We start from the raw sequence: 22,040 nt of genomic DNA on the forward strand, positions 1-22,040 counted from the left end.
AATAATAGTAAACTTATAATGAAAAAGGCGTGATAAATAGTAAATACTTGTAAGCATTTGTTTCATTTATCATACTTTGTATCAATTGATGACCCAGGCTTGGCGCGAAGCCGGTCCATTACCGCCCAGGACGTGGCAAGAAATAGTTTTTGCCCATACCCAGGCTGATCCAGCCATTGGAATAGTCATAGGCTCCCATGGGGTGACCAAAGTAATAGCCCTGTATGGTCTGGCAACCCAATTCACTTAGTATGCGTGCCTGTTCAGCTGTTTCTATGCCTTCGGCGGTGACATCCAGATCCAGGCTTTTTGCCATTTGCATGATGGCGGCCACCATACCTAGATCGCGTTCTGCGCCGGGTAAGGCAATCACGAATGAGCGGTCGATCTTGATACGCGACACGGGCAGGTGCTTGAGCAGGGCGATGGAAGAATAGCCTGCACCAAAATCGTCAATTGCCACCCGGACACCCATTTCACGCAAACTGTTGACCACCTTGCGACTTAGATGAAAGTCTTGCAGCATGGCTTCAGTAATTTCAATTTCCAGTAAATGAGGTGGTAATTGATAGGCATCCAGGGCATCCTGAATTTGCCTGCTAAATTGCTCATTCTTGAACTGACCGGCAGAGACATTGACGGCCATGAATAACTGCCCCTGCCCTACTTCATTCCAGCAATTCAACTGTTTCAAGGCCTCTGCCACTACCCAGTTGCCTATGCTGTCAATAAGACCAAGCTCTTCGGCGATATGCACAAATTGCCCTGGTTCCAGCAAACCAGAATCAGGATGGTTCCAGCGTAGCAAGGCCTCAAAACCGATCAGGCGAAAATCAGTCAGATCAATGATGGGTTGATAGAACAGTTCAAATTCATTTCTTTCAACGGCACCATACAGATGTTGTTCAATGTTCAGGCGAGTGCCTGACTTGTCGCTGAGGTTGCTGGAATAGGCGCAGATCTTGCCTTTGCCGCAACGCTTGGCTTCATACATGGCGCTATCGGCAGCGCTCAGAATTTCATGGCTGGTAGTGCCATCTCCGGGGAACTTGGCAACGCCTATGCTGGCACCAATTACAAAGTGGTGATCTTCGATCACCACCGGTTCGGTGAAAGATTTGAGGATTTTTTCAGCGACGAGCAAGCCCTCCGAAGGATGATGAAGATTGGACACAATGACGACAAATTCATCCCCGCCCAGTCGTATCGCTTCATCGTGACGGCGTATCTGCCGCACGATGCGCATGGCGGCTTCCTGAATCACGCGGTCACCGACATGGTGGCCCATGGTGTCATTGATGGATTTGAATTCATCCAGGTCAACAAAGATGACGGCGAAATGATTCTCTGCATTCAGGGTCTGCTGGATTTCGGTCTCCAGTCGCTGATCCAGCAGGTAGCGGTTGCCCAGGCCAGTCAGGGGGTCATGGTAAGCGAGGTGCGCCAGCTGACGTTGTGCTTCGCGAATGAAACTGATGTCTGAAATGGCATGCACATATTGCTTTGCCTTGCCGCTTTCATCACGTACCACGCAGATATGCTGTAGTGCCGGGAACAAACGGCCATCCTTGCATTTACAGGCAACTTCGCCCGACCAGTAGGCTTCTGGCATGACGGCAATATCCTGGTAGGTAGGGTCATTATCGCGCCGTGCCAGCAAAATTTCATTGGGATAGAAACCCAGTATTTCTTCCTGAGGATAGCCGGTCAATCGTGTCAGTGCCGGGTTGACGGAACAGACCTTGCCGTCCTCATCGAGTATCATGATGCCTTCAGCCGTGGTACTGAAAACGACGCTTGCCTGGCGCAGATTTTCTTCTGCCAGTTTGCGCACGGTGATGTCGCGCAGGGCACCGATCACGGTTTGTTTTCTGGCATGCCCTACATGCAGTTTGCCGACCATTTCCAGCCAGGCATAATCACCGCTGCTGCGCAGCGCACGGAAGCTGCAGTTGAATACATCTGACCTGGTCAGTGCCTGCTGCACGTTGGACCGGTCATCCGGATGTATGCGTTCCAGCATGGTCAGCAGATTGGCCTGGAAGGGACTGAGGGCGCTATCCCACATGCGGTAAAAACGTTCGTCACCTTTGACTGTGTCCAGTTGCTCTTCCCATTCCCAGATACCGAGATCGGCGGCTTCCAAAGCTATGGCCAGGCGCTCTTCGGATTTTTCCAGCGCGACTTCGGCGTCATGGCGCGAGCGTGCCACCTGTATGACCGCCGCCAGTTCCTTGGCACCAAACGGTTTCATGACATAACCAAAGGGCTTGCTGGCAATGGCACGTTGGACGGTTTTGTCATCTGCGTAGGCGGTAAGAAAGATGACGGGCAATTTCCAGCGCTGATAAATTGCCTGGCAGGCATCGATACCATCTTCTGCGCCATCAAGGTGGATGTCCATCAGAATCAGGCTAGGTTCAAGCTGAGAAACGGCAGTCAGTGCCTGGGTAAAATTGCTGCGTATGCCGCATACGCGATGGCCCAGTTCCACCAGAGTCTGTTGCAGATCCAGTGCCACTACGGGTTCATCTTCCACAATCAGTATGTGTTCGGCATGCATCAGGCAAACCCTTTCCGTTTAGGACTGAGTGCTATCGTAAAACAGGAACCGGTGGCCGTCGAAGTTGTCGTCAGCTCGCCATGAAGTTGCGCGACAAACATGGGGATCAATTGGGTTCCCAGGCCTTTTGCGGCATCCCAGTCAAATTCCGATGATAGTCCGCAGCCATTGTCAGCGACCTGCAAATGCAGTTTGTCGTCAGAAATTTCTTGCAGGCTAATATGAATACGGGCTTGTTGCGGGCCATGTCCAGTCAACCAGGCTGGAGGAAAAGCATGCTTGATGGCATTCAATATCAGTTCATTGATGACCAGACCCAGCGGAATCATGCGGTGCGCACTCATGAAGACTGGCTTGCCCGGCTCTGAATATTCTATTTTGATGCCCAGCTTGACTGTATCGTGACTAGCTACTGTCAGGGAAATCAGGCGATTGATAAATTCAGATAATTCAATTTCTGACATCATTTCCGAGTCGTACAGCAATTGATGCACCAAGGCCATGGCCCTGATCCGGCCCTGACTTTCACTGAGAACCCGGGCGACCTCTTCAGACGCTTGTCTGGCCTGAAGGCTCAGCAGGCTGGAAACAATCTGCAAATTGTTTTTGACGCGGTGATGCACTTCGTGCAGCAGGGCGGTTTTTTCTTCCAATGCCTGTTCCAGTGCTTCCCACTGTCTTTTTTTGGCACCAATGTCATGTGCCAGCTTGCATGCACCGATGACTTTTCCATTGCGGTCGCGCAAGGGGGAAATCGTGATCGATACATCTACCAGATGTCCGTCTTTGTGTATGCGTACCGTATCGAAAGGTGGAATGCGTTCGCCATTGGAGATACGCCGTAATAAATGCTGTTCTTCACTGAGCAGTGGCGCAGGAAACAAGAAAGTAATCGGTTTGCCCAGTGCTTCCCCGGCGGTGTAACCAAGCAGGCGCTCGGCAGCCGGGTTCCAGCCGGTAATAATGCCTTCGAGTGATTTGGTAATGATGGCATCATCGGATGATTCTATAACCGAGCGATACCGGTCTTCTGACTGATGCAGGGCCGCTTCGCTGTCATGCCGTTTGCTGATGTCAATGCCAGACGGTATCAGGTGAGTGATCTTGCCGGTTTCATCGCGTAGCGGAGCCAGCATGAAATCCACCCACATGCGGCTGTCATTGATCATTCTGGCATGAATGTCATAACGTACAATTTCACCATTGCGACAACGACTGACTGCCTCTTTCAACTGCTCACGGGCCCCGGTGTCATGGCTCCACCAATACGAATCCCACAGCTTTTCACCTCGTACGTCTTCAATGGCAATACCGGCAGCTTCCAATGGGGCGCGATTGCATTCCAGCACGGTGCCGTCCAGATCCAGTACACCGACAAAGGCAAACAGATTATCCAGCACCTGCAACAGCCGCTGTTTGCTTTCTTCAGCGACCTGCGCCTCAAAAGAATCGATGGATGCATCCTGTATCAGTGCAAGAATGCCGCAAATATTGCCGCTGTCATCCCGTCTGGGATAGTAAGAGGCCAGACGGAACAATTTGCCGCCTTCTTTTCCCGGTGCATCGCCACGTATTTCCTGACGCACCAATGGAATGCCAGTTTCAAGCACGAAACGCAGTTTGGGTTCGACAATGTCGGCTACCTGCGGCAGATAATCACGGATGGGGTGGCCAAGCTGTTCTGTGACAGGGATACGATTCAGTTCTGCATGCCGTCGGTTGATGAAGAGCAAACGCAGATCAAGGTCGAGCACTGCCACACCTACCGGCAAGGTATCTGTCATGAGCAAAAACAATTGCTCCATTTCCCGACCTTGAAGACCATGCATGGCGCAGCCCTTAGTACGAAAACTTTATTCTAACTATAAACAATAGGACATTAAAATTTAAATAGTTTTTTTAACAATTTATGAATATCTGTTGTGCCTTTGGCGTGTATTGCCTGGCTGTCTGTTGTTTGTGCGACATAGATGTGCGATGCAGCATATGTCTGCATAGTCATCAAAACAAAGCCAGGCACTATGTCTGGCTTTGTCTGGCTTTGTCGGAACAAAAGGTTTAGGCATCAACACGCCAGGAAATCAGAACAAAAGCTTCCCTGGCAGTAACATTAGTCCATATTAATGCATTGTCCAGCTATTTTGCTGCGGCAACACATTCCTGACTAGAACTCATTTCCTCATAACGCGTGCTGGACTGCAAGGTGTGAACAATTCGACTCGTTGTCAATAGACCCGCTATTGACCGCCTTGTCCCCTTGCAGGGCGCATGTGCGCTGTTAAGCGCACATCGTACGCAGGCGTGCAGCATGCTGCACGAAACCCCTGCTTTACCCTTGCCAGCCCACGTTATGAGGCAAACGCATCTCACCCCTATTGATGAAATGAGTTCTATTATTGCGGCGTCTCTACCACCAACAAGGTCAGGCGTCTTACCAGAGGCAATACCAGCAGCAATGTCGGAAAAGCGAATATCCATGACAGCAACCAGGACCCCATCCATATTTCCATGAAGTGATCGACCATACCTACGCTGCGCAAGCTACTGATCAGCGAAACAATACAGGTCATCAGCACCGACAGAAAAAACGGCATGACGAAAGCTGCGTAGCGTGCGGGCAATTTGCGCATAGCTGTTGCGGAAGAAGTGTTTTTTTGAGATTTCATAAAAGTTCCATAAGCCGACCCAGCAGGCGCCTGCTCATCCAGGGATGAATGAACATCTGGCTCCGGACCAGTCCGGCGGCAGTTGGCGCGTTGCTTGACGTAAACGCTTACGGCAACTTGGGGAAGTGTGCACAGCCAGTGTAATTGGCGTTGATCCAAAAGTAAACTACCTCTTACCCTGTGCACGGTATAGTGCACATGTCCGGAAATGCAATCTGCGGTAAGATTTTGCCATGGACAATTCTGCACTCAAAAAAACTGGCATGAAGAAACATCTGGTCGTTGCCCTCGCCTATGATCAATTGTGTACCTTTGAATTTGGCTGCACGGTAGAGTTATTTGCATTGCATCGCCCCGAGCTGGATGTGGACTGGTATGACTTTGCCGTCTGCGCCATGGAAGCAGGCAAATTGCGGGCTGCGGGTGGCATCATTGTGGAAGTGCCACATGATTTGAGTATGCTGGATCGGGCCGATACCATCGTCATCCCCGGCTGGCGCGATGCCGACGAAATACCGCCACCAGCGATACTGGAAAAAATCCGTGCAGCCCATGCGCGTGGTGCCAGAATTTGCAGTATCTGTTCCGGCGTGTTTATCCTCGCAGCAGCCGGCATACTGGATGGCAAGACGGTAACAACTCACTGGCGCTATGCCGAAAAATTGCTGAAGCGCTATCCCGCCGTCCACGTGGAATCAAATGCCCTGTATGTAGACCAGGGACAGATACTGACGTCGGCAGGCTCCGCCGCCGGGCTGGACATGTTGCTGCACCTGGTACGCAAGGACTACGGTGCCAGGGTCGCCAACCTGGTGGCGCAAAGACTGGTGGTGCCGCCGCATCGTGAAGGCGGTCAGGCGCAGTTTGTACCGCGCCCCATGCCCAGCGACGAGCATGCACGCCTGGCAAAGCTGATGGACTGGATCAGATCCCACCCTGCCCTGCCGCACAACCTGACATCGATGGCAGAAAAAGCAGCGATGAGTACCCGCACGCTGCAACGTCAGTTCAAGGATTCCACCGGTATGACCCCGGGTGAATGGCTGACACGTGAACGCGTTGCCATCGCCAAAGAATTGCTGGAATCACCGCACACCAGCCTGACACAGGTGGCTGAACTGGCCGGATTTGGTTCTGAAGAATCGCTGCGCCGTCACTTCCGCCGCATCGTGGCCAACAGCCCGGGCAATTATCGCAAGCAGTTTGCCGATGTGCTGACCATAGTGCCGGTTTAAGGCTATCGCGCCATACAAGTGATGAATTATTCAAGAACATTCACACCGTGACTGCTCTTATCAAGAGAGCAAATTACGGGTACACTGCGCTCAGTAATTTAATCTGCATTTTTTCAGCCTTGATGCTGTCAGTCAGCCGTACATAATAATAATTTATCCCTATGCAACCATGCATGTAATCTCCCTCATTTCTGGCAAAGGCGGCGTAGGCAAAACGACCTTGACGACCAATCTGGCCATCGCGCTGGGGCAGCGTGGCAAACGTGTACTGGTGATTGATCTTGATCCACAAAACGCGGTACGCCTGCATCTGGCGATGGACCCGGGTGATGATGCTGGTCTGGTACGCGAGGGTATTTTTCCTGAAGTTATTTTCCATAGCCCCTTTGGTGTCGACTTTATTCCCTTCGGGCGAGTGACTGAAGAAGAGTTGCTGGAATTTGAATCTGCACTGGAAGCACGTCCCGAGTGGGTGGCGACAGCCATACAGGGCTTGCGGGTGGCCGCCTATGATTACATTCTGCTGGACACACCACCAGGTGCAACAGTCTATCTTCCACAGGCTTTGAAGGCGGCAGAGCGTGCATTGGTTGTGGTACTGGCCGATGCAGCCTCTTACAACAGCCTGAGCAAACTATTCAAGCTGCTGGCCGAATATGGCGTGCACGACACCTATCCGCATACATCAACAACCACACATATCTTGCTGAACCAGATGCAGGAAAACAGCGAGTTGGGACAACAGGTCAGAACGGCCCTGATGAACACTTACGGTGCCAAGATGGCCCCCATGGTGATACACAGGGATGCCACGGTGCCGGAGGCGTTGGCTTATGAACGATCAGTGCTGCAATATGAACCGGATGCACCGGCCAGCCGCGACATTCAGCATCTGGCAGACTGGCTCAGGACAACGGCATAAAGCTGCCTGGACGGATGTTGCCCAAGCAACGCATCTACTCAGTTAAACACCACCTGATAAGCATAGTTACCTGGCTCCAGCGCATCAAACACGATCGCTACGCGATAATCATCAATGCGTTTGATACTGGCCTTGGGCGTGCCTATCTTCAAACCCAGAACACTGGGTAACTGTCCTTTTTGCGGCAGCATCAAAATCAGGCTGGCATTTTCCAGAGGCTTGTCGCCGGTGATGGTCATATCAAATTCTATGCGCCTGCCTTTCACTGTGGACGACAGTTTCAGGCGATCGCGTTCATGCCACCAGTTGGCAACCTGGGTAGCCGATGCCAGCCAGATAGTATTCCTGTTGGCCGTGAGGTAGGCCAGATAGGCAGGAAATGCCTGGGCCAGCGTACTGTTTTCTTCAAAGTTCTGGCTATGGACACTGAGTATGCCCAGTGCGCCCATTTGCCTGCTGGTTTCGGCATCGGCAATCAGGGCCTGTTTCGTTTGCTCTACATCCAGTTGTTCCTTGCTTAAATTCAGGTCGTCGCGCTGGGTACGTGGCAACAACACCATGGCTTTGTCGTTACTTACTCCATCCAATTTGACAAACGCTGGCAAGCGCCCCTCTGTGCTGCCGGGGTCGGTCAGGTGATGCAGGAAGCCTGCCTTTTGCAGCATTAGCTGGGTGGTATCGTCATAGGCTTCCAGCGGTGCGCGGAATCCTGTCAAGGCTGCTGTATCATTGATGATGGATTTCATGTCGGCACGCATGGTGTTCAGGCGCTTTTCCTGCTGCCCGGCGCTTTGACCTTTAAAGCCTTCATGTACATCACCGTGATAACCGACATCATAATCACGTGCCAGTGTCTTCGTTTCTTCAGGAAATTGTCTGGCAACAGAAGTCAGCATATAAAAACTGCCACGATAACTGATGCTGCGTATCATCGCTGCAAAGCGCAGCGCATTCGGGAAACCTTGCTCGGTATCCATTTCTATGATTTGCGCAGCATATTTACCTTCTGGCCAGGCCGCACGCACCAGGGCAGGCCGCCTTTGCAGCCAGCTCAGAGTATCATCGACCAGACTGTAAATAGGATAGGGTTGGGCTTCCCATGCGGATTCGGCAAAGGCGAAGACGGCACTGCGGCCAGATTCTGCCGAGGGTTCGGCATACAAGACCGCAGCTTCATTCTTGCGTTCTGCATCCTGTACCCTGCCCCAGTCCATGATGCGGGCGGCACCCGCCTTGCCACTGAAGCGCAGCAAACTTTCCGAGGCGTTGCCCAGCCAAATGCGTTGCCCGGCAGCCTGGCTGTGAGTCAGTGGTGTTTCACCATCCAGTATCAGATAACGCGCCAGTGATGTTGGTGACACTGGTGATGTCGCGGATGCCAGGGATGCCGCAGATGCCACAGATGCCGCTGCTGCCGGCGCCCCCTGCGCAATTTCGCCTTTGGAAATAGCACCCAGACCTTCAAGAAATTGCCAGCCAGCCCATTCACCTTTTTCATTGCGTGTGCCGCTGGCCCAGGTCGCCAGTATTGCGCCGCCCTGTGTGCGATAAGCCTGTAAATCTACCCGTTCCTGCTCGCTGAGTGCAACTGCTGAAGGCAGTATCAGGACACCTTCGCTGATGTTGCGCAACTCTTGTGGATCAGTGATTTCCTTAAAACTGATCTGGCGCTGCTTGCCATACGCGCGCCAGGGTGCCAGCAAGCGGTCGTAATTGCCACCTATGGAAGAAAAATAGCTACGGGTATTTGGCGATACGTACAGGTACAGGCCTTTGGATACGGGCGTCGACGTATTCCCGCCAGGTGCACCAAAAGGTGTGTTCAAGCCGAATTGCGGCATTTGCCAGCCCAGTACCTGCATCGACGACAGGTAGGCAAATACCGACACGGCCATGACCAGCACAATCAGCCCGATCAGATAGGTGCCTATACGCCGGTAGGCTGGCCGGTTTTCAAAACCACTTGGATCTTCTGTTTGCATGTAAAATTAAAGCACCGTTACCATTACTTAAGATGAGCTTGTGGTCGTGGCATCAGCAGTAGCGTGTTTTTCTGGCGTATAACGCTTGAGAAAAATTGGCTGTATTTCACCATCACCGGATGCCGTCGGGTCTTTGCGTTTGGGACGGCGCTTGTCGCGCAACTTGAAAGCAACATAAGCCGCCACGCCGACCACCAGGGTGCCTATGGTGGTGATCAGTATCACCGTTGCCAGTATCGAAATCAGGTCCATGTCAGAGTTTGCCTTCCCGCTGTAACTTGCCCCAGGTCATTGCCGTTCCCCGCCATTCTTCTATGGTGGCAAAGACCTTGGAAATATCAATAATTGTAATGTAGAACAGCCGGAACACGACGGCATAGAATATCAGCGAGGGGTCTTCTTCTTCGACAATAATGCAATAGGTAGCGGCGACAATATCAAGAATAGTCAGTTGCAACCACCAGTAAAACAGGAAGATGACCACACCGTATTGCAGGCCTATATACACAAAGAAAACATTGCCCAGCACAGTGGAAAACGGCCACATGATACCTTCAAACAGCATGTACCATAAGATGAAGAAGTTCAGGCCAGCCCGGCGCGGACTCCATAGAGCTGAGCTATGCTTCCGGGTTGCCTGCAAAATACCACGGGTCCAGCGGTAACGCTGCTTGAGCAAATCCAGCAGGCCGCTGGGTGTCTCGACCCAGGCGATGGCGGTTGGCTCATAGGCGATGTGCCAGCCACGCATCAACAACTTCAGTGTCAGGTCACAGTCTTCGGCAAAGGTGTCATGGTCATAACCGCCGGCCTGTTGCAAGACAGTCTTGCGAAACATGCCCAGTGGCCCGGGTATGATATTGACTGCGCGCATGAAGCTTTGGGCCTTGCGGGCCATGGCCAGGCCTTCGACGTATTCCAGCGCCTGTACCTTGGTCCACAGATTTTCGCGATTCAATACCTTGACGTTGCCTGCTACCGCACCAACACGCGGATCATCAAAATGCCGTATGCAGGCACGCAGAGTATTGCGCGAGAGCTTGGTGTCACCATCCATGTTCAGAATATATTCACCGCGCGCTGCGGTCATGCCGCTATTGAGAGCATCCGCCTTGCCACCGTTTTTCTTGGTGATGACGCGGATGGACACCTGATGGTCTTCGCGTGCCACGGCCAGTGCTTTTTCATAGGTGTCATCACTGGACCCATCGTCAATCACCAGAATTTCATAATTTGGATAGTCGAGCAATAACAGTGAGCGCAGGGCCTGCTGTATGACCGGCCCTTCGTTATAAGCCGGCACCACCAGCGAAATCATGGGCAGCGATGCTTCATCATGCAAGGTGCTTTCTGGTTCCTGGCGACGCTTCATCAGGTATTCCAGATGTTCCATGAAGGAATACAGGATCAAGACGGCGTAACGTATCACCAGCAAAGCCAGGAAGAACAAGAGATAGGCTGAGACAGCGCTTAGAAACAGGTTTTCAAACAGAACGCTGAATCTGCCCAGGCCGAATTGCCGTATGCCGCTCAGGCTGAATATAAAAACCGCAGCAACGCCGCCTATGGACAGGGCAGCAATCAGGTAACGCCAGAATTGCCTCAGTCCCAAAGTTTCTCCAGATTCATCGAGAAAGATTTGGCACGATACCGGGCGTTGTCACGACGGCTGGCCATGGACCACAGGTTAACGCCGATTGCCAGGTTCTTGCCCAGCCAGCGCTTACCCCCTACGCCCAGGCTCCAATTACTGCCGGCTTCGCCATACAGACGGGTACCAACTTGCCCGCTGCCAAACAGACTCCAGTTTTCACTGCCCCAGTCAGCTGACAGACCTACATAGGCGGTGCCAAAACCGTCTGTCGGTGACCAGTAGCGGTTGGAATAAAAACGCACATCGCGTGTCTCTATTCCCGCAAACGGTTTGATACGGTGACCAAAGGGCCGCCAGGAGGGAATGAAATTGCTGCGCGTGGTCAGGATCACGTTGTTGTCGGAGATGCGGAAAACATCGACATGCTCGCTCAATTGTCCTACCTCAAAATTCAGATTGGCGTCGAACCCGATATGGGCTGCGGTCAGACCATCTTCCACAGCGCGGGCGTTGAAGGCAGATTTGCCCCAGTTGGTCCTGCCGACTTCCAGCAGAAAACGTCCATCGTCTATCTTCAGTTTCAGGTTGCCAAATACATCGGTTGCGGGCTTGGCCTGGGCATTCAGCTCCAGTCTTGGTTCCAGCGGCAGGTTCAGGTTCTGGTAACTGACACTGATATCTCTTTGCTGGACGGCGGTAGTCGGTAATTGATCGCGCAAACCGGCGGTGCCGATTTCAAACACATGGCGGCCCGTATCGTCACGCCAGCGTTGGCTGATCGTGGCTTCGCGACGTTTGGCATCGCCAGAATCCTGCCCAGCACCCACGGTGATGAGCGTGCGTGGATTAAGTTCACGCATGGCATAGCCAAGCCCTTCAAGGGCAGCGGCGTTTTGCGGATCTTCCGCCAATACGGTTTGATACAGGGGCAGTGCCTGGTCGTCACGCCCCTTCCAGCGATAGACATTGGCCAGACCGACCCGTGCTTCCTTGCGCTGCTTGCTATTCGACAGCAGTTTGTATTGCAATGCCGCCTGCTTGAAACGCCCGGACCATGCCAGGCTGTTTGCAACAATCAGGCGCAGGCCGGTATCGGTTTTTTCTCGCTCCAGCACTTCCAGCCCCTGGGTACCGGCGGCCTGGTAATTACCGCTGGCACTGAGTTCAACGATGCGTTGCTGTGCTGGACTCTGTGCTACATCCGGTGAGACAGGGTCCGCTGCAAACGCCAGCGTATTGCCACATAAGGCAACAAAAAAAAGCACTGCCGACAAGGGTGCCGAATGATTTGCTGACGCTGAGAACAATGGTGAAAGGATCATAAATTTTTTATTAATAGCCTGAACGGTAAACATTAACCCGTCTGCTTTTTATAGGATGCACGAGTAGCCCTTGGTGCCGGCTGTTTGCCGAATACCTGATTGGCTGCGCGGGGCTGGGGCATGTCTGGCTGAGTCACTACGTTCGACACCACCTCCGCCAGCAGTTCTGGCACTTGTCTGGCATTTGCGGACAAGACGGGGCTGGCTTCTGCAATGACGGTGCTGGCCAGTACCTTCGTTTCGGTCATGACGGGTTTGATGTCTGCCTGCACAGACTTTGCCATCTGTTGCGGTGCAGAGGATACCTTTTTAACAGGAACGGTGGCACTGTCTGCAACAGAGACATCAGGCACCTGAGATACTTTAGATATTTTGGGTATTTTGCTCACAGCAGGCAGTTCCGGCTTTGCCAGCTTTGCCGTCTTTGGTTCCGGCGCGGTATTGACCAGTTTTTCCTCAAGCACAGGCTCAGTGGAATAGTCAGGAAGATTTTTCTCCCGCGCTACACGCGCCAGTGCATTCAAGGCGGCTTCAATAGATGTCCTGTCGAGCAAAAATTCGGGATCGTAAAATGTGCCCTCCACCCGCCCACCTAAAATACGCTCTATGGTAAATGGCAAGGCAGATTCCGGACAGCCATTAAAAAACAGATAGCATGCGCGGCCATCGCTGGACAGCAAATCACCAGGACGGGAAATACTCACCCGGCCGAGTATGTCAGGGAAACTGGTACCTCGCACCAATTCGCCGATGACCAGTGCGCATGGAATATTCAAAGCTGCGCCACGTTCAACAATGGCGCTGGCTTCACGGGCAAAACGTGCTGGCAATAAATAGCCACGTGCGCCGGAAGGTATGACACTGGCCAGGGCAACTTCAAAATCAATCTCGACATTGCGGTCAAAACTTTGCCCCTTCAAGGATTCCAGCAAGAGCGGCAGTCGGCTTTCCGGGATATCCCGGTGTATCACCAGGTTGACGCCCAGACGCAGCAACAGGGCTTCATTCTGGTAGCGTAGCGACGCCTGTTTTTCACGAACGACTATATGCGCTTTCTTGCCGAGACTGGTGCGCAGGGTGTGCACGGTTTCTGCAATTTCACGCAGGCCGGTATCACGCTGAAAGCTTAGTATGACGGTCGCTGCATGTAAGCCACGGGTGGCATGCAACATTCCAACCATGCTGTTGACTTGCTGCCAGGTGCCGGGTAATTCGTTGGCAAGACCAGACAGGTCTTCATCCATGTAAAAGAATTTTGCGGGTCCGCTTGCGACGGATTCAATGATCTGGCTGATTACATTGTCATTCGCATCTTCATTGTTGCGTACACCGATCTGGTACATGCCGTTATCAAGTGTCAGCAAAGGGTATTGCCGGGCTGCGATAGTGCCTTCGGGTGATTGCCAATAATCAAAAACCAGTTCTTGTCCCTGACGCCCGCTGGTAATTTTGACGATGCCGGACAGTTGATCCATCATGGCTTGCAGGGTATCGGCACTGTTACTGTTCAGGCGGGAAAATATCAGCAAGGCAGTCACCCTGTGCTTGCTGAACCAGAGCCGCAAGACTTCAATTTGTTCCATCGCCAGCGAGATATCGTGCAGGCTGAATAATTCATCTGCCTGATCAAATATCAGATAACTGCCGTCTGGAATAGCAAAATGATCAAGTTCCCTGGCAAAGCGGTCTGCACCAAAGCGAAACATGTTTTTGGAAAAATTATCCTGGCGCAAAAATATCTGCAATTGACCACTATCGATTGCCTGCTGGGTATCGTAAATACCCAGCGCGTCTATGCGTTCGAGAAAGGCTTCCGGATGTGATGGCAAAATGATAGTGCAGTCCATGTCTCTGTTCCACGCATGTGCCAGACTGCTGGCCAGCAAAGGCACGCGTGAAGGCGGCATTTCTGCAATCAATGCATACAGGCCGCCAACCAGCATCTGATCTGTCAGGCTGGGAAGACCAGGAAGATTAAGCCTGGCGTTGGCAACGGTGGGGGTCTGATGCATAATGGCGAGCGCCTTTTGTTTAATTGACAAAGAATCCTGTTAAAAACATCTGAGAACACTTGTCAGCCTTATTACAGCCTTATTTATCAAGCCATTTTACCATGTGTAACATTACTGAAAATGTGATTGATTTGTTAATTATGTTTTCATTTTCACCATAGCATGTCTTCAACAAACTTCAATATGCAAAGAAAAGCTTCATCAACAACATGCCCTGGCAATCAGTATCTGCCGATGGAGCAAGGCTTTGGCACCCGCTATCTGTTGAAGCTATGTTCGCTGTTTTTTTTGCCGCTTTTTTTACTACTGAGCCTGCAATTGGCCTTATCGACGCTAGCCGCAGCACAATCCACCGGTGTCCTGTATGAACCCGAACCACCTGCGGACGCCAGTTATATACGCGTGATTTACCTCGGCCAGCAAGATCAGGTGGATGTACTTATCGACGGCAAACTACGCCAGGCGTCTTTGCAGGAATCCCAGTTCAGTCATTACATGGTGTTGCCTGCCGGCCCGCATGAGCTGGTATTGCAGTCACGTAGCGGTGGCAAGAAAGCCCTGACACTGAAGCTTGATGTCCGCGCAAAGCGCATACAGACGCTGGCTTTCATGAATCTGCAAGCGCAAGCAAGGTCCCTCAGCCCCATCATATTTGAAGACAAGAGCAACACCAACCGGCTCAAGTCCACCTTGACGGCTTACCATCTGGCACCAGAGTCTGGCGCGGTCAATATCAAAACGGCTGATGGCAAGACCAGCGTTTTTCACGATCTGGCTCCATCCACCAGCCACTCGCTGGCGGTGAATCCGGTCAGTGTGGAATTGCTGGTATGCCCATCGAATGTGCAACCAGCGGCGTCGCTTGATTGTGCGCCTTCAGGCAAGGGGCAGGCCAGGACTTCGCTGGCGATGGAACGCGGGGACAACTATAGTCTGCTGCTTTCAACAGAAGCGAATCCCGCCTTGCGCGCCGGTTCAGGCTTGCGTGCACGGGTTTCCAAAAACACACTGGAGCCGGGGTTTTCCAAATGAGATTAGCCCCTTATTTATCCATATCATTTATCTATATCATTTATCTACGTCACAAGTAAATTCATGACCACTGTCATTACCATATCAGGAGTATAAGCATGCTGCGCCCCAACCTACATCTGGCCGGCTGGCTGGCCACAAGCCTCATTGCGGTGGGCCTGAGTGCCACATCTGCATGTGCGCAGGAAGCCGCCGCGATTGAAGGCAAACATGACTGGCTGTTTTATCGCTATGAATGGACTACCAGTGCCGATCTGGCTGCAAGTAATACCTCATTGGACCTGATCAAAGGTTTCAATCAGGCCTTGAAAGACAATGGCATTACCCTGGTGATAGCCATGGTGCCGTTGAAGGCACGCATTTACCAGGCACACCTGCCGGATCAGAACAAGCTCAATCCTTACATGGCGGGCAATTACCAGAGAATGGCACAGGCATTGAGTACTGCAGGAGTCAAAGTCATTGACCTGAATACCAGCTTTTTGCAGAATGTAAAAAGCCAACCGGATAAAAACCTGTTTTTCCGCCTTGACAGTCACTGGTCTGCGCAAGGTGCCATGCTGGCGGCAGACACCGCCACCATCAGCATGGAAACTGATGCAACACTCAAAGCCACACTGCGCACTATTCCGACTGAAAAATTCTCGGTGCGCTGGACCCAGCAAGCCATCGCCACCGTATCACGCGACCTGGTCAATCAGCTACCGAAAAATGCGGGCACCTATGCACCAGAAATGGTGTACGACGTCGAGGTCAGCAAGGCCGCTGGTGGCAATAATCTGCTGGGTGATGCGTCTGTCCCTATGATCAGCCTGGTAGGTAGCAGCTATTCCAAACCCTGGACACGTTTTCCTGACTTATTGAAATATAGCCTGCAAAAAGATGTGCTGACGGTTGCGGTTGGTGCCGACCAGGGGTCGTGGGTAGGCATGGAATCTTATCTGCGCGATGATGCCTTTCGCAATAATCCACCGAAACTGCTGATATGGGAAATGCCGGAAAGGGATATGCGTGCACCACCTGCTTTCCCTTACCGCGAAGAACGCTATCGCAGCGACAATCTGGAATGGCTGCAACGTGTGTCGGCGCTGGTACAACAGCAGTGCCGCCCAACATCTGTCACTGCCAGCTTGCAAGGGGCCATTACAGGCGGTGAGTTGAACATACAACTCAGTCCCGCCAGTGATGGTCTTGATTATCTGCAAGCACAGGTGAGCAGCAAGACATCGCAAACACTGACCCTGGAAGCAATGAAAGGGGAAGTGGGCGGACGCAAATCAAGCCAGGCCGTCCCCGTTAATGGTGATGCCGCTGCACACAGCCTGGTATTTGCATTGCCCCGTGATGGCAAAACCTATACGGGTGTGAAGATAACCGCCAGTGAGCCAGGTGCGATATCGATCACTGGTTTGAAAATGTGTCGCGCAACAGCTGTGTCATTGAAGTAAGCAAAACACGTGCATTGATGAAAGGCATGCAAGTATTTCTATGCCGCTTCATTAATGATTGATAAAATTAATCTGAATAATCAGGACCAGGCCGCCTTTGCAAAGCGCGTGGACTTGTTTTACAAATCATCTGAACGGCTTGCAGTACGTTCCATTAACCATAGAAAGTATTCATGAATCGCCAGGACGATGGCAAAGCACCTGAACATAGCTGGCCCATTTTGCAGTCTATCGCTGCAAAACAGGCACATCGTCCTGCGCTGTTAACAGAAGCGGAACGGGAAGCGCGCTGGCAATGCCAGCCTGTCGCTGAGGTAGTTACAGCAGGGGCAGCAGGGGTAGCGCCATATGCCGGCTCGCTGCCTGGTGGCGCACCCAACCGCAAACAACAGATCGCCAGTCAGCTCCAGCATTTGACACCCTCCATCACAGGCATGAGCAATGCAAAGGGTTCATCCTCGGTTCAGGCATTGTTTCAGCGCCTGGCAACCGGTGAGAAAAATTTGTCCGCGCCATCCGGCGATACCGGATTTCTGGGACAGCTACTTAAAAAATGAAAATTATTGCAGTTGTTTCCATGAAGGGTGGCGTCGGTAAAACCAGCGTGACCGCCAATCTGGCTGCGGTTCTGGCGCAGGATGCCAGTACCGACGGCATCGCTGTTTTGAACCTGGATCCACAAAATAGCCTGCACCTGCATTTTGGGCTGGGTGTCGCATTGGAAGATGGGGTATGCCGACAGACAGTGCTGGGGCAAGACTGGTCAGATGTTGCCTATCCGACTGCCTATAACGTCATCAACCTGCCCTATGGCGATGTCAGCGAAGCAGAACGCAAGGCATTTGAAGTCTGCCTGACCAGCCAGCCCGACTGGATAGAACAACAGATCCGCCAGCTTGATCTGCCCGATGACGCTATCCTGCTGATTGATACACCACCCGGGCCATCGGTGTACCTGCGGCAAGCCGTTGCCTGCGCTGATCTGATTATCATGGTTGCGCTGGCTGACGCCAGTTCTTACGCCACCATACCTGCGATGGAATCCTGGTTAAGCAATATGGAAACCGGCACATCGCTTGATCATTGCATGCTGCTATTGAACCAGCTCGAACCCGATAACAAGCTCAATTGCGACATCGCATCTGCATTAAGTAAATCATATGGCCAGCGCATGTTGCCTTTTGGCATACCGCGCGATGAAGCCATCAGCATGGCTTTTGCATTTCAGCAGCCGCTTTGCCATTACGCTCCGGATCATCCGGCTGTCGAACAGTTTCAGGGTATCGCTGACTGGGTGACAGAAATACTGAGTGACGGCATTTAAGACCAGGAAAAGATTAAAAAAGGGCCGTACGCCACGCGTACAGCCCTGTCAAGCGCGCTGCAAAACATCCTGTTTAACTCAATTCCCCAAACCATGCACCATAGGCTGGCAAACTGACTTTTCCTGCGTCAGCCTGCCCTGGCAAACCTGCTGCATCCAGTTTTTGTACCCCGGCTGCATCAGGCCAGTCAAAACTCACCGGCTGATTACCCAGATTGAATGCGGCCACAATACTGTTGCTGCCAGCCAGGTCACGACGTATCGCCAGCACCGGTTCGGGCGCGTCAAAGAAGCTGATATCGCCCCGGCTAAGTTGCGGGTATTGCTTGCGCCAGGCAAGGATATGGCGCGCATAATTGAGCACTGAATTGCCATCTTCATCCTGCACCGATACGGCGTGGGCTGTATGTTCTGCTGACACCGGCAACCAAGGCTTGCCGCTGCTGAAGCCTGCATGTACCTGATCTGCCTGCCAGGGCATGGGCGTACGGCAACCGTCACGCCCCTTGAATTCTGGCCAAAACGTAATGCCGTAAGGGTCTTGTATATCTTCATAGGCAACTTCTGCTTCGGTCAGCGCCAGCTCATCGCCCTGATACAGGCATGGTGTGCCTTTCAGGGCCATTTGCATGGCCAGCAGCATTTTGGCAAAAGCGGGCGTTGCCTGCGGACCACCCCAGCGCGTCATGACCCGCACCGAATCATGATTACCGACCGACCAGGACACCCAGCCGCCCTTGACACGCGCTTCAAATTCTTCGACCTGTTGACGAATATACGCAGCAGAATACGTTGCCGTCAGCAAATTGAAACTGTAAGCCATATGCAGTTTGTTACCACCCGCCGTGTATTCTGCCATGACACCCAATGAATCATCGGCGCCCACTTCACCGATGGCAATCGCGCCGAATTCATTCAGCAAACTGCGTATGCTTTCCAGGAAAGCCAGATTTTCCGGCTGTGTCTTGTCATGGATATGCGCCTGCATGCCGTAGGGATTATTATCCTGCACGGTTTTATTGTCACGCACCTGGCTGGGCGGATTGTCGCGCAGCGCCCGGTCATGGAAATGAAAGTTGCAGGCATCCAGCCGAAAACCATCCACCCCGCGTGCCAGCCAGAAGCGCATATTGTCCAAATGCGCCTGGCGTACTGCGGGATGGTGGAAATTCAGATCCGGCTGACTGACCAGAAAATTATGCATGTAGTACTGGCGGCGGCGTGCATCCCATTGCCAGGCAGAACCACCAAATACCGAGAGCCAGTTATTTGGCGGTGAACCGTCCGCCCTGGGGTCAGCCCAGACATACCAGTCGGCCCTGGGATTATCACGACTCTGGCGACTTTCGGCAAACCAGGGATGCGCATCAGAACAATGCGACAAGACCTGATCAATCATGATCTTCAAACCCAGCACATGGGCGCGCTGCAACAGACGGTCAAAGTCTGCCAGCGACCCAAAAATGGGATCGACGTCACAATAGTCTGCCACATCGTAACCAAAATCCTTCATGGGCGAGGTGAAGAAAGGCGATATCCAGACAATATCCACACCCAGTGCAGCGATGTAATCGAGCTTTGCGGTAATACCAGGCAAGTCACCGATACCATCACCGTTACTGTCAAAAAAACTGCGCGGGTAGACCTGATAGATCACCGCATCACGCCACCAGTCGGCAGGCTGCTGCACCTGTTTCGTTTGAACACCAGTATTCATTCACTCAAACCAGAAAATAATTGAAAATACACCTGACGCGTCAGGCATGTCAGGCATGTCAGGCATATGTCGCGTGGTCAGCCACCGATAGCCGTTCTGTCAAAATAGCAGATACGCCTAAAAAGGCCGGGTATTCTGCGGTAATCAAGAAAGTCGGTATCTGCGCAAGATAAGTGGCGAAACGCCCTTTCGCCTCAAAACGCAGGCGAAATGCCGAGGTGTTGAAAAACTCACCCAGGCGCGGCACGATGCCGCCACCTATATATACACCACCAGTAGCCCCCAGTGTCATCGCCAAATTACCGGCGATGGTTCCCAGCATGGCGCAAAAATATTCAACTGTACGAACACACACAGGGCAACTGCCATCCAGCGCGCGCCGCGTGATATCGGCTGCATTCATGTCTTCCGGATTGGGTATCTGATCCATATATGACAGGGCGCGATACATGATTTCCAGACCCATGCCGGAAATCAGACGCTCAGCAGATACATGCGCATATTCCTTACGGGCATAACGCAGAATCTCGATTTCCGTATCATCTGCCGGTGAAAACGAGACATGACCACCTTCACTGCACAAAGGTATCCAGTGCTGCCCCGAAGGAATAATGCCGGACACACCAAGGCCGGTACCAGGCCCGATCAGACCGATGGCGCGCTGTGCCTGCGCCTGGCCACCACCCACCTGCAATTTTTCATGGTCCGCCAGATGCGGCAAAGCCATCGCCAGCGCAGTGAAATCATTCACCACCACCAGATTCTGAAAGCCGCAAGCCTGGCGCAAAGCCTCGATGGAGAAAGTCCAGTGATGGTTGGTCATGCTTACCACGTCGCCATCCACAGGGTTGGCAATGGCAATTGCCGCATGCTGCACTGCCTGTGGACACAGCGCCCTCACTTCCTCTCTGGCAAGATAGGCAGTAATGGCAGCCTGCAAGTCGGGATAGGCATTGCAGGGCAATACGGTAATCGCTTCAAAACGATGATTCGCCGTTTCCAGTGCAAAGCGCGCATTGGTGCCACCAATATCTGCCAGCAAACGCGGCCCTGCACTACCTGGTGTTTTTGGATTTTTGGTCAACATCTCAGCATTCATATGTTCAGATTTGCCTCTAGCTACCTGTCTCGGCATTAATTTATGTAACAATACTACATATAATGCGCATTGATGTCTAACTAATTTATATGTATTAAGGAGAAATCTAAAAATATAGCAATGAAAATGAAAGGTATTTGGTAAAAATTTAATAAAATGCAACGCAGTCATATGTAGTCACACTACTTTTATGCCATAACTGAATTCATCTTGCCATCCTCTTTTTATGATGCATTCGCGCGCCTCAAGCCATATCAGCACTTTTATCGTGAAGCATGACCATGCGACTACAAATGACTCGCACCAACAAACCTGGCAAGGCAGATGCCTAACGGCACGATGGCGGGTGATTTTTCTTTCGCAAAATATAAAGAGACTTTGCATGCACACATGAGTACCATCCAATCAAAGAACGACATCAGCATGAATGGCGATCACGGCAAAAAATTTCCCTGTTTCACTTTTCGGATCAAGACCACAAGAGTTACTGGACAGACAGCACAAAATTTAGTCGTATCAACATGCATATTTACAACGCCACAGGCAATTTCCAGGCACATCAGAAGCTGCTATTTATTGCCGGTTTGAAAGAAACAAAAATATGGATAAGATGACCTCAAAACTGTTCACCCCATAGTGCATTTTTTTGGGGCGTACACCTACAGAATTTCTCATCGTGTTGGTGCGTATCCAGATCGGGTGTGCTGACTGTCCACATACATCATGCATGGTTCAATTATTGCTACGTACCCAGCACCTGTTTGACTGCTTAGTTTCAGAGTCACTACAAATAATCATTATTTTGATAGTTAGAAGTTGGATTTGCTTATTCCTACAGCGAGCAAGAACTGGCATTCACGCACATAAATATTGACCGTGGAGTTAAATTCAATGCTTGGTGCAAAAAATATGGCAAGTTTTCAGCAAAGAAGCGCAAATTTTTCTTCAACAGCGGTTATTATTACCGCCTTCATATTCTAAGTTCGAGGAGACAGCGGGAATGGATTTTTCAAATCGCCAGCAAGAGCCGGGAAAGAAATTTATCGGATTAGGGCTGGTCATATTATTTCACGTGCTGGTGGTATATGCACTGGTGTCGGGCCTGGCGCGCAAGGCCATGGAAG

Annotated in this window: 16 protein-coding genes; 6 read left to right on the plus strand and 10 right to left on the minus strand. The window is 51.8% G+C overall.

Annotation, left to right across the window (positions count from 1 at the left end; translation table 11 throughout):
• Window positions 1-118: 118 nt before the first annotated feature.
• The 3 genes from ACO0LK_RS24980 to ACO0LK_RS24990 form a co-directional block, all read right to left on the minus strand.
• On the minus strand, window positions 119-2,563 hold the full coding sequence (locus ACO0LK_RS24980) for a two-component system response regulator (RefSeq protein WP_422979943.1): 2,445 nt from the start codon (window positions 2,561-2,563) through the stop codon (window positions 119-121).
• Window positions 2,563-4,392 carry a PAS domain S-box protein gene (locus ACO0LK_RS24985; protein ID WP_422979945.1) on the minus strand — a complete coding sequence of 610 codons (1,830 nt, stop codon included), beginning with the start codon at window positions 4,390-4,392 and terminating at the stop codon, window positions 2,563-2,565. The genes ACO0LK_RS24980 and ACO0LK_RS24985 overlap by 1 nt, the downstream gene beginning before the upstream one ends.
• Window positions 4,393-4,956: 564 nt before the next feature.
• Window positions 4,957-5,229: a DUF2798 domain-containing protein gene (locus tag ACO0LK_RS24990; protein ID WP_422979947.1), complete on the minus strand. Its 273-nt coding sequence runs from the start codon at window positions 5,227-5,229 to the stop codon at window positions 4,957-4,959.
• A 263-nt stretch (window positions 5,230-5,492) separates the two neighbouring features.
• Between ACO0LK_RS24990 and ftrA the strand changes: the two genes are divergently transcribed.
• Together ftrA and bcsQ (ACO0LK_RS25000) are read left to right on the plus strand one after the other, a co-directional pair.
• Complete coding sequence (gene ftrA, locus ACO0LK_RS24995) at window positions 5,493-6,464, plus strand: transcriptional regulator FtrA (RefSeq protein ID WP_422979976.1); 972 nt, start codon at window positions 5,493-5,495, stop codon at window positions 6,462-6,464.
• 169 nt (window positions 6,465-6,633) lie between these two features.
• Window positions 6,634-7,386, plus strand: coding sequence for a cellulose biosynthesis protein BcsQ (bcsQ, locus tag ACO0LK_RS25000; protein WP_422979949.1), 753 nt, complete (start codon window positions 6,634-6,636; stop codon window positions 7,384-7,386).
• Between the two features lie 38 nt (window positions 7,387-7,424).
• Here bcsQ (ACO0LK_RS25000) and ACO0LK_RS25005 read toward each other — a convergent pair whose 3' ends face one another.
• From ACO0LK_RS25005 to ACO0LK_RS25025, 5 genes are read right to left on the minus strand one after another with little or no spacing between them, the layout of a single operon-like run.
• Window positions 7,425-9,368, minus strand: a complete 1,944-nt coding sequence (locus ACO0LK_RS25005) for a polysaccharide deacetylase family protein (protein ID WP_422979951.1) — start codon at window positions 9,366-9,368, stop codon at window positions 7,425-7,427.
• A 27-nt stretch (window positions 9,369-9,395) separates the two neighbouring features.
• Entirely contained in the window at window positions 9,396-9,620 is a 225-nt protein-coding gene (locus ACO0LK_RS25010) for a hypothetical protein (protein WP_422979953.1), read from the minus strand.
• 1 nt (window position 9,621) lies between these two features.
• A complete protein-coding gene (locus ACO0LK_RS25015; protein WP_422979955.1) occupies window positions 9,622-10,980 on the minus strand; it encodes a glycosyltransferase family 2 protein in 1,359 nt (452 codons plus the stop codon).
• On the minus strand, window positions 10,971-12,284 hold the full coding sequence (locus tag ACO0LK_RS25020) for a tetratricopeptide repeat protein (RefSeq protein ID WP_422979957.1): 1,314 nt from the start codon (window positions 12,282-12,284) through the stop codon (window positions 10,971-10,973). The genes ACO0LK_RS25015 and ACO0LK_RS25020 overlap by 10 nt, the downstream gene beginning before the upstream one ends.
• A gap of 32 nt (window positions 12,285-12,316) precedes the next feature.
• A complete protein-coding gene (locus tag ACO0LK_RS25025) occupies window positions 12,317-14,296 on the minus strand; it encodes a BcsE family c-di-GMP-binding protein (protein ID WP_422979959.1) in 1,980 nt (659 codons plus the stop codon).
• Between the two features lie 162 nt (window positions 14,297-14,458).
• Between ACO0LK_RS25025 and ACO0LK_RS25030 the strand changes: the two genes are divergently transcribed.
• The 4 genes from ACO0LK_RS25030 to bcsQ (ACO0LK_RS25045) all read left to right on the plus strand — a co-directional run bounded on the left by ACO0LK_RS25030 (window position 14,459) and on the right by bcsQ (ACO0LK_RS25045) (window position 18,100).
• The gene (locus ACO0LK_RS25030) at window positions 14,459-15,328 is read left to right on the plus strand and encodes an alginate O-acetyltransferase AlgF (protein ID WP_422979960.1); all 870 of its coding nucleotides are present in this window, start codon (window positions 14,459-14,461) and stop codon (window positions 15,326-15,328) included.
• A gap of 98 nt (window positions 15,329-15,426) precedes the next feature.
• On the plus strand, window positions 15,427-16,776 hold the full coding sequence (locus ACO0LK_RS25035) for an alginate O-acetyltransferase AlgX-related protein (protein ID WP_422979961.1): 1,350 nt from the start codon (window positions 15,427-15,429) through the stop codon (window positions 16,774-16,776).
• Window positions 16,777-16,949: 173 nt separating this feature from the next.
• Complete coding sequence (locus ACO0LK_RS25040) at window positions 16,950-17,333, plus strand: hypothetical protein (protein ID WP_422979963.1); 384 nt, start codon at window positions 16,950-16,952, stop codon at window positions 17,331-17,333.
• Window positions 17,330-18,100: a cellulose biosynthesis protein BcsQ gene (bcsQ, locus tag ACO0LK_RS25045; RefSeq protein WP_422979965.1), complete on the plus strand. Its 771-nt coding sequence runs from the start codon at window positions 17,330-17,332 to the stop codon at window positions 18,098-18,100. The genes ACO0LK_RS25040 and bcsQ (ACO0LK_RS25045) overlap by 4 nt, the downstream gene beginning before the upstream one ends.
• Window positions 18,101-18,173: 73 nt before the next feature.
• Here the strand turns inward: bcsQ (ACO0LK_RS25045) and ACO0LK_RS25050 are convergent, their stop codons facing one another.
• On the minus strand, window positions 18,174-19,817 hold the full coding sequence (locus ACO0LK_RS25050; protein ID WP_422979967.1) for an alpha-glucosidase: 1,644 nt from the start codon (window positions 19,815-19,817) through the stop codon (window positions 18,174-18,176).
• 58 nt (window positions 19,818-19,875) lie between these two features.
• Window positions 19,876-20,904 (minus strand): glucokinase, encoded by a 1,029-nt coding sequence (locus tag ACO0LK_RS25055; RefSeq protein WP_422979969.1) that lies wholly within the window; start codon window positions 20,902-20,904, stop codon window positions 19,876-19,878.
• Between the last annotated feature and the right edge of the window lie 1,136 nt (window positions 20,905-22,040).

The organism is Undibacterium sp. Ji49W, assembly GCF_049340205.1.
In the GTDB taxonomy this organism is placed as follows: domain Bacteria; phylum Pseudomonadota; class Gammaproteobacteria; order Burkholderiales; family Burkholderiaceae_D; genus Undibacterium.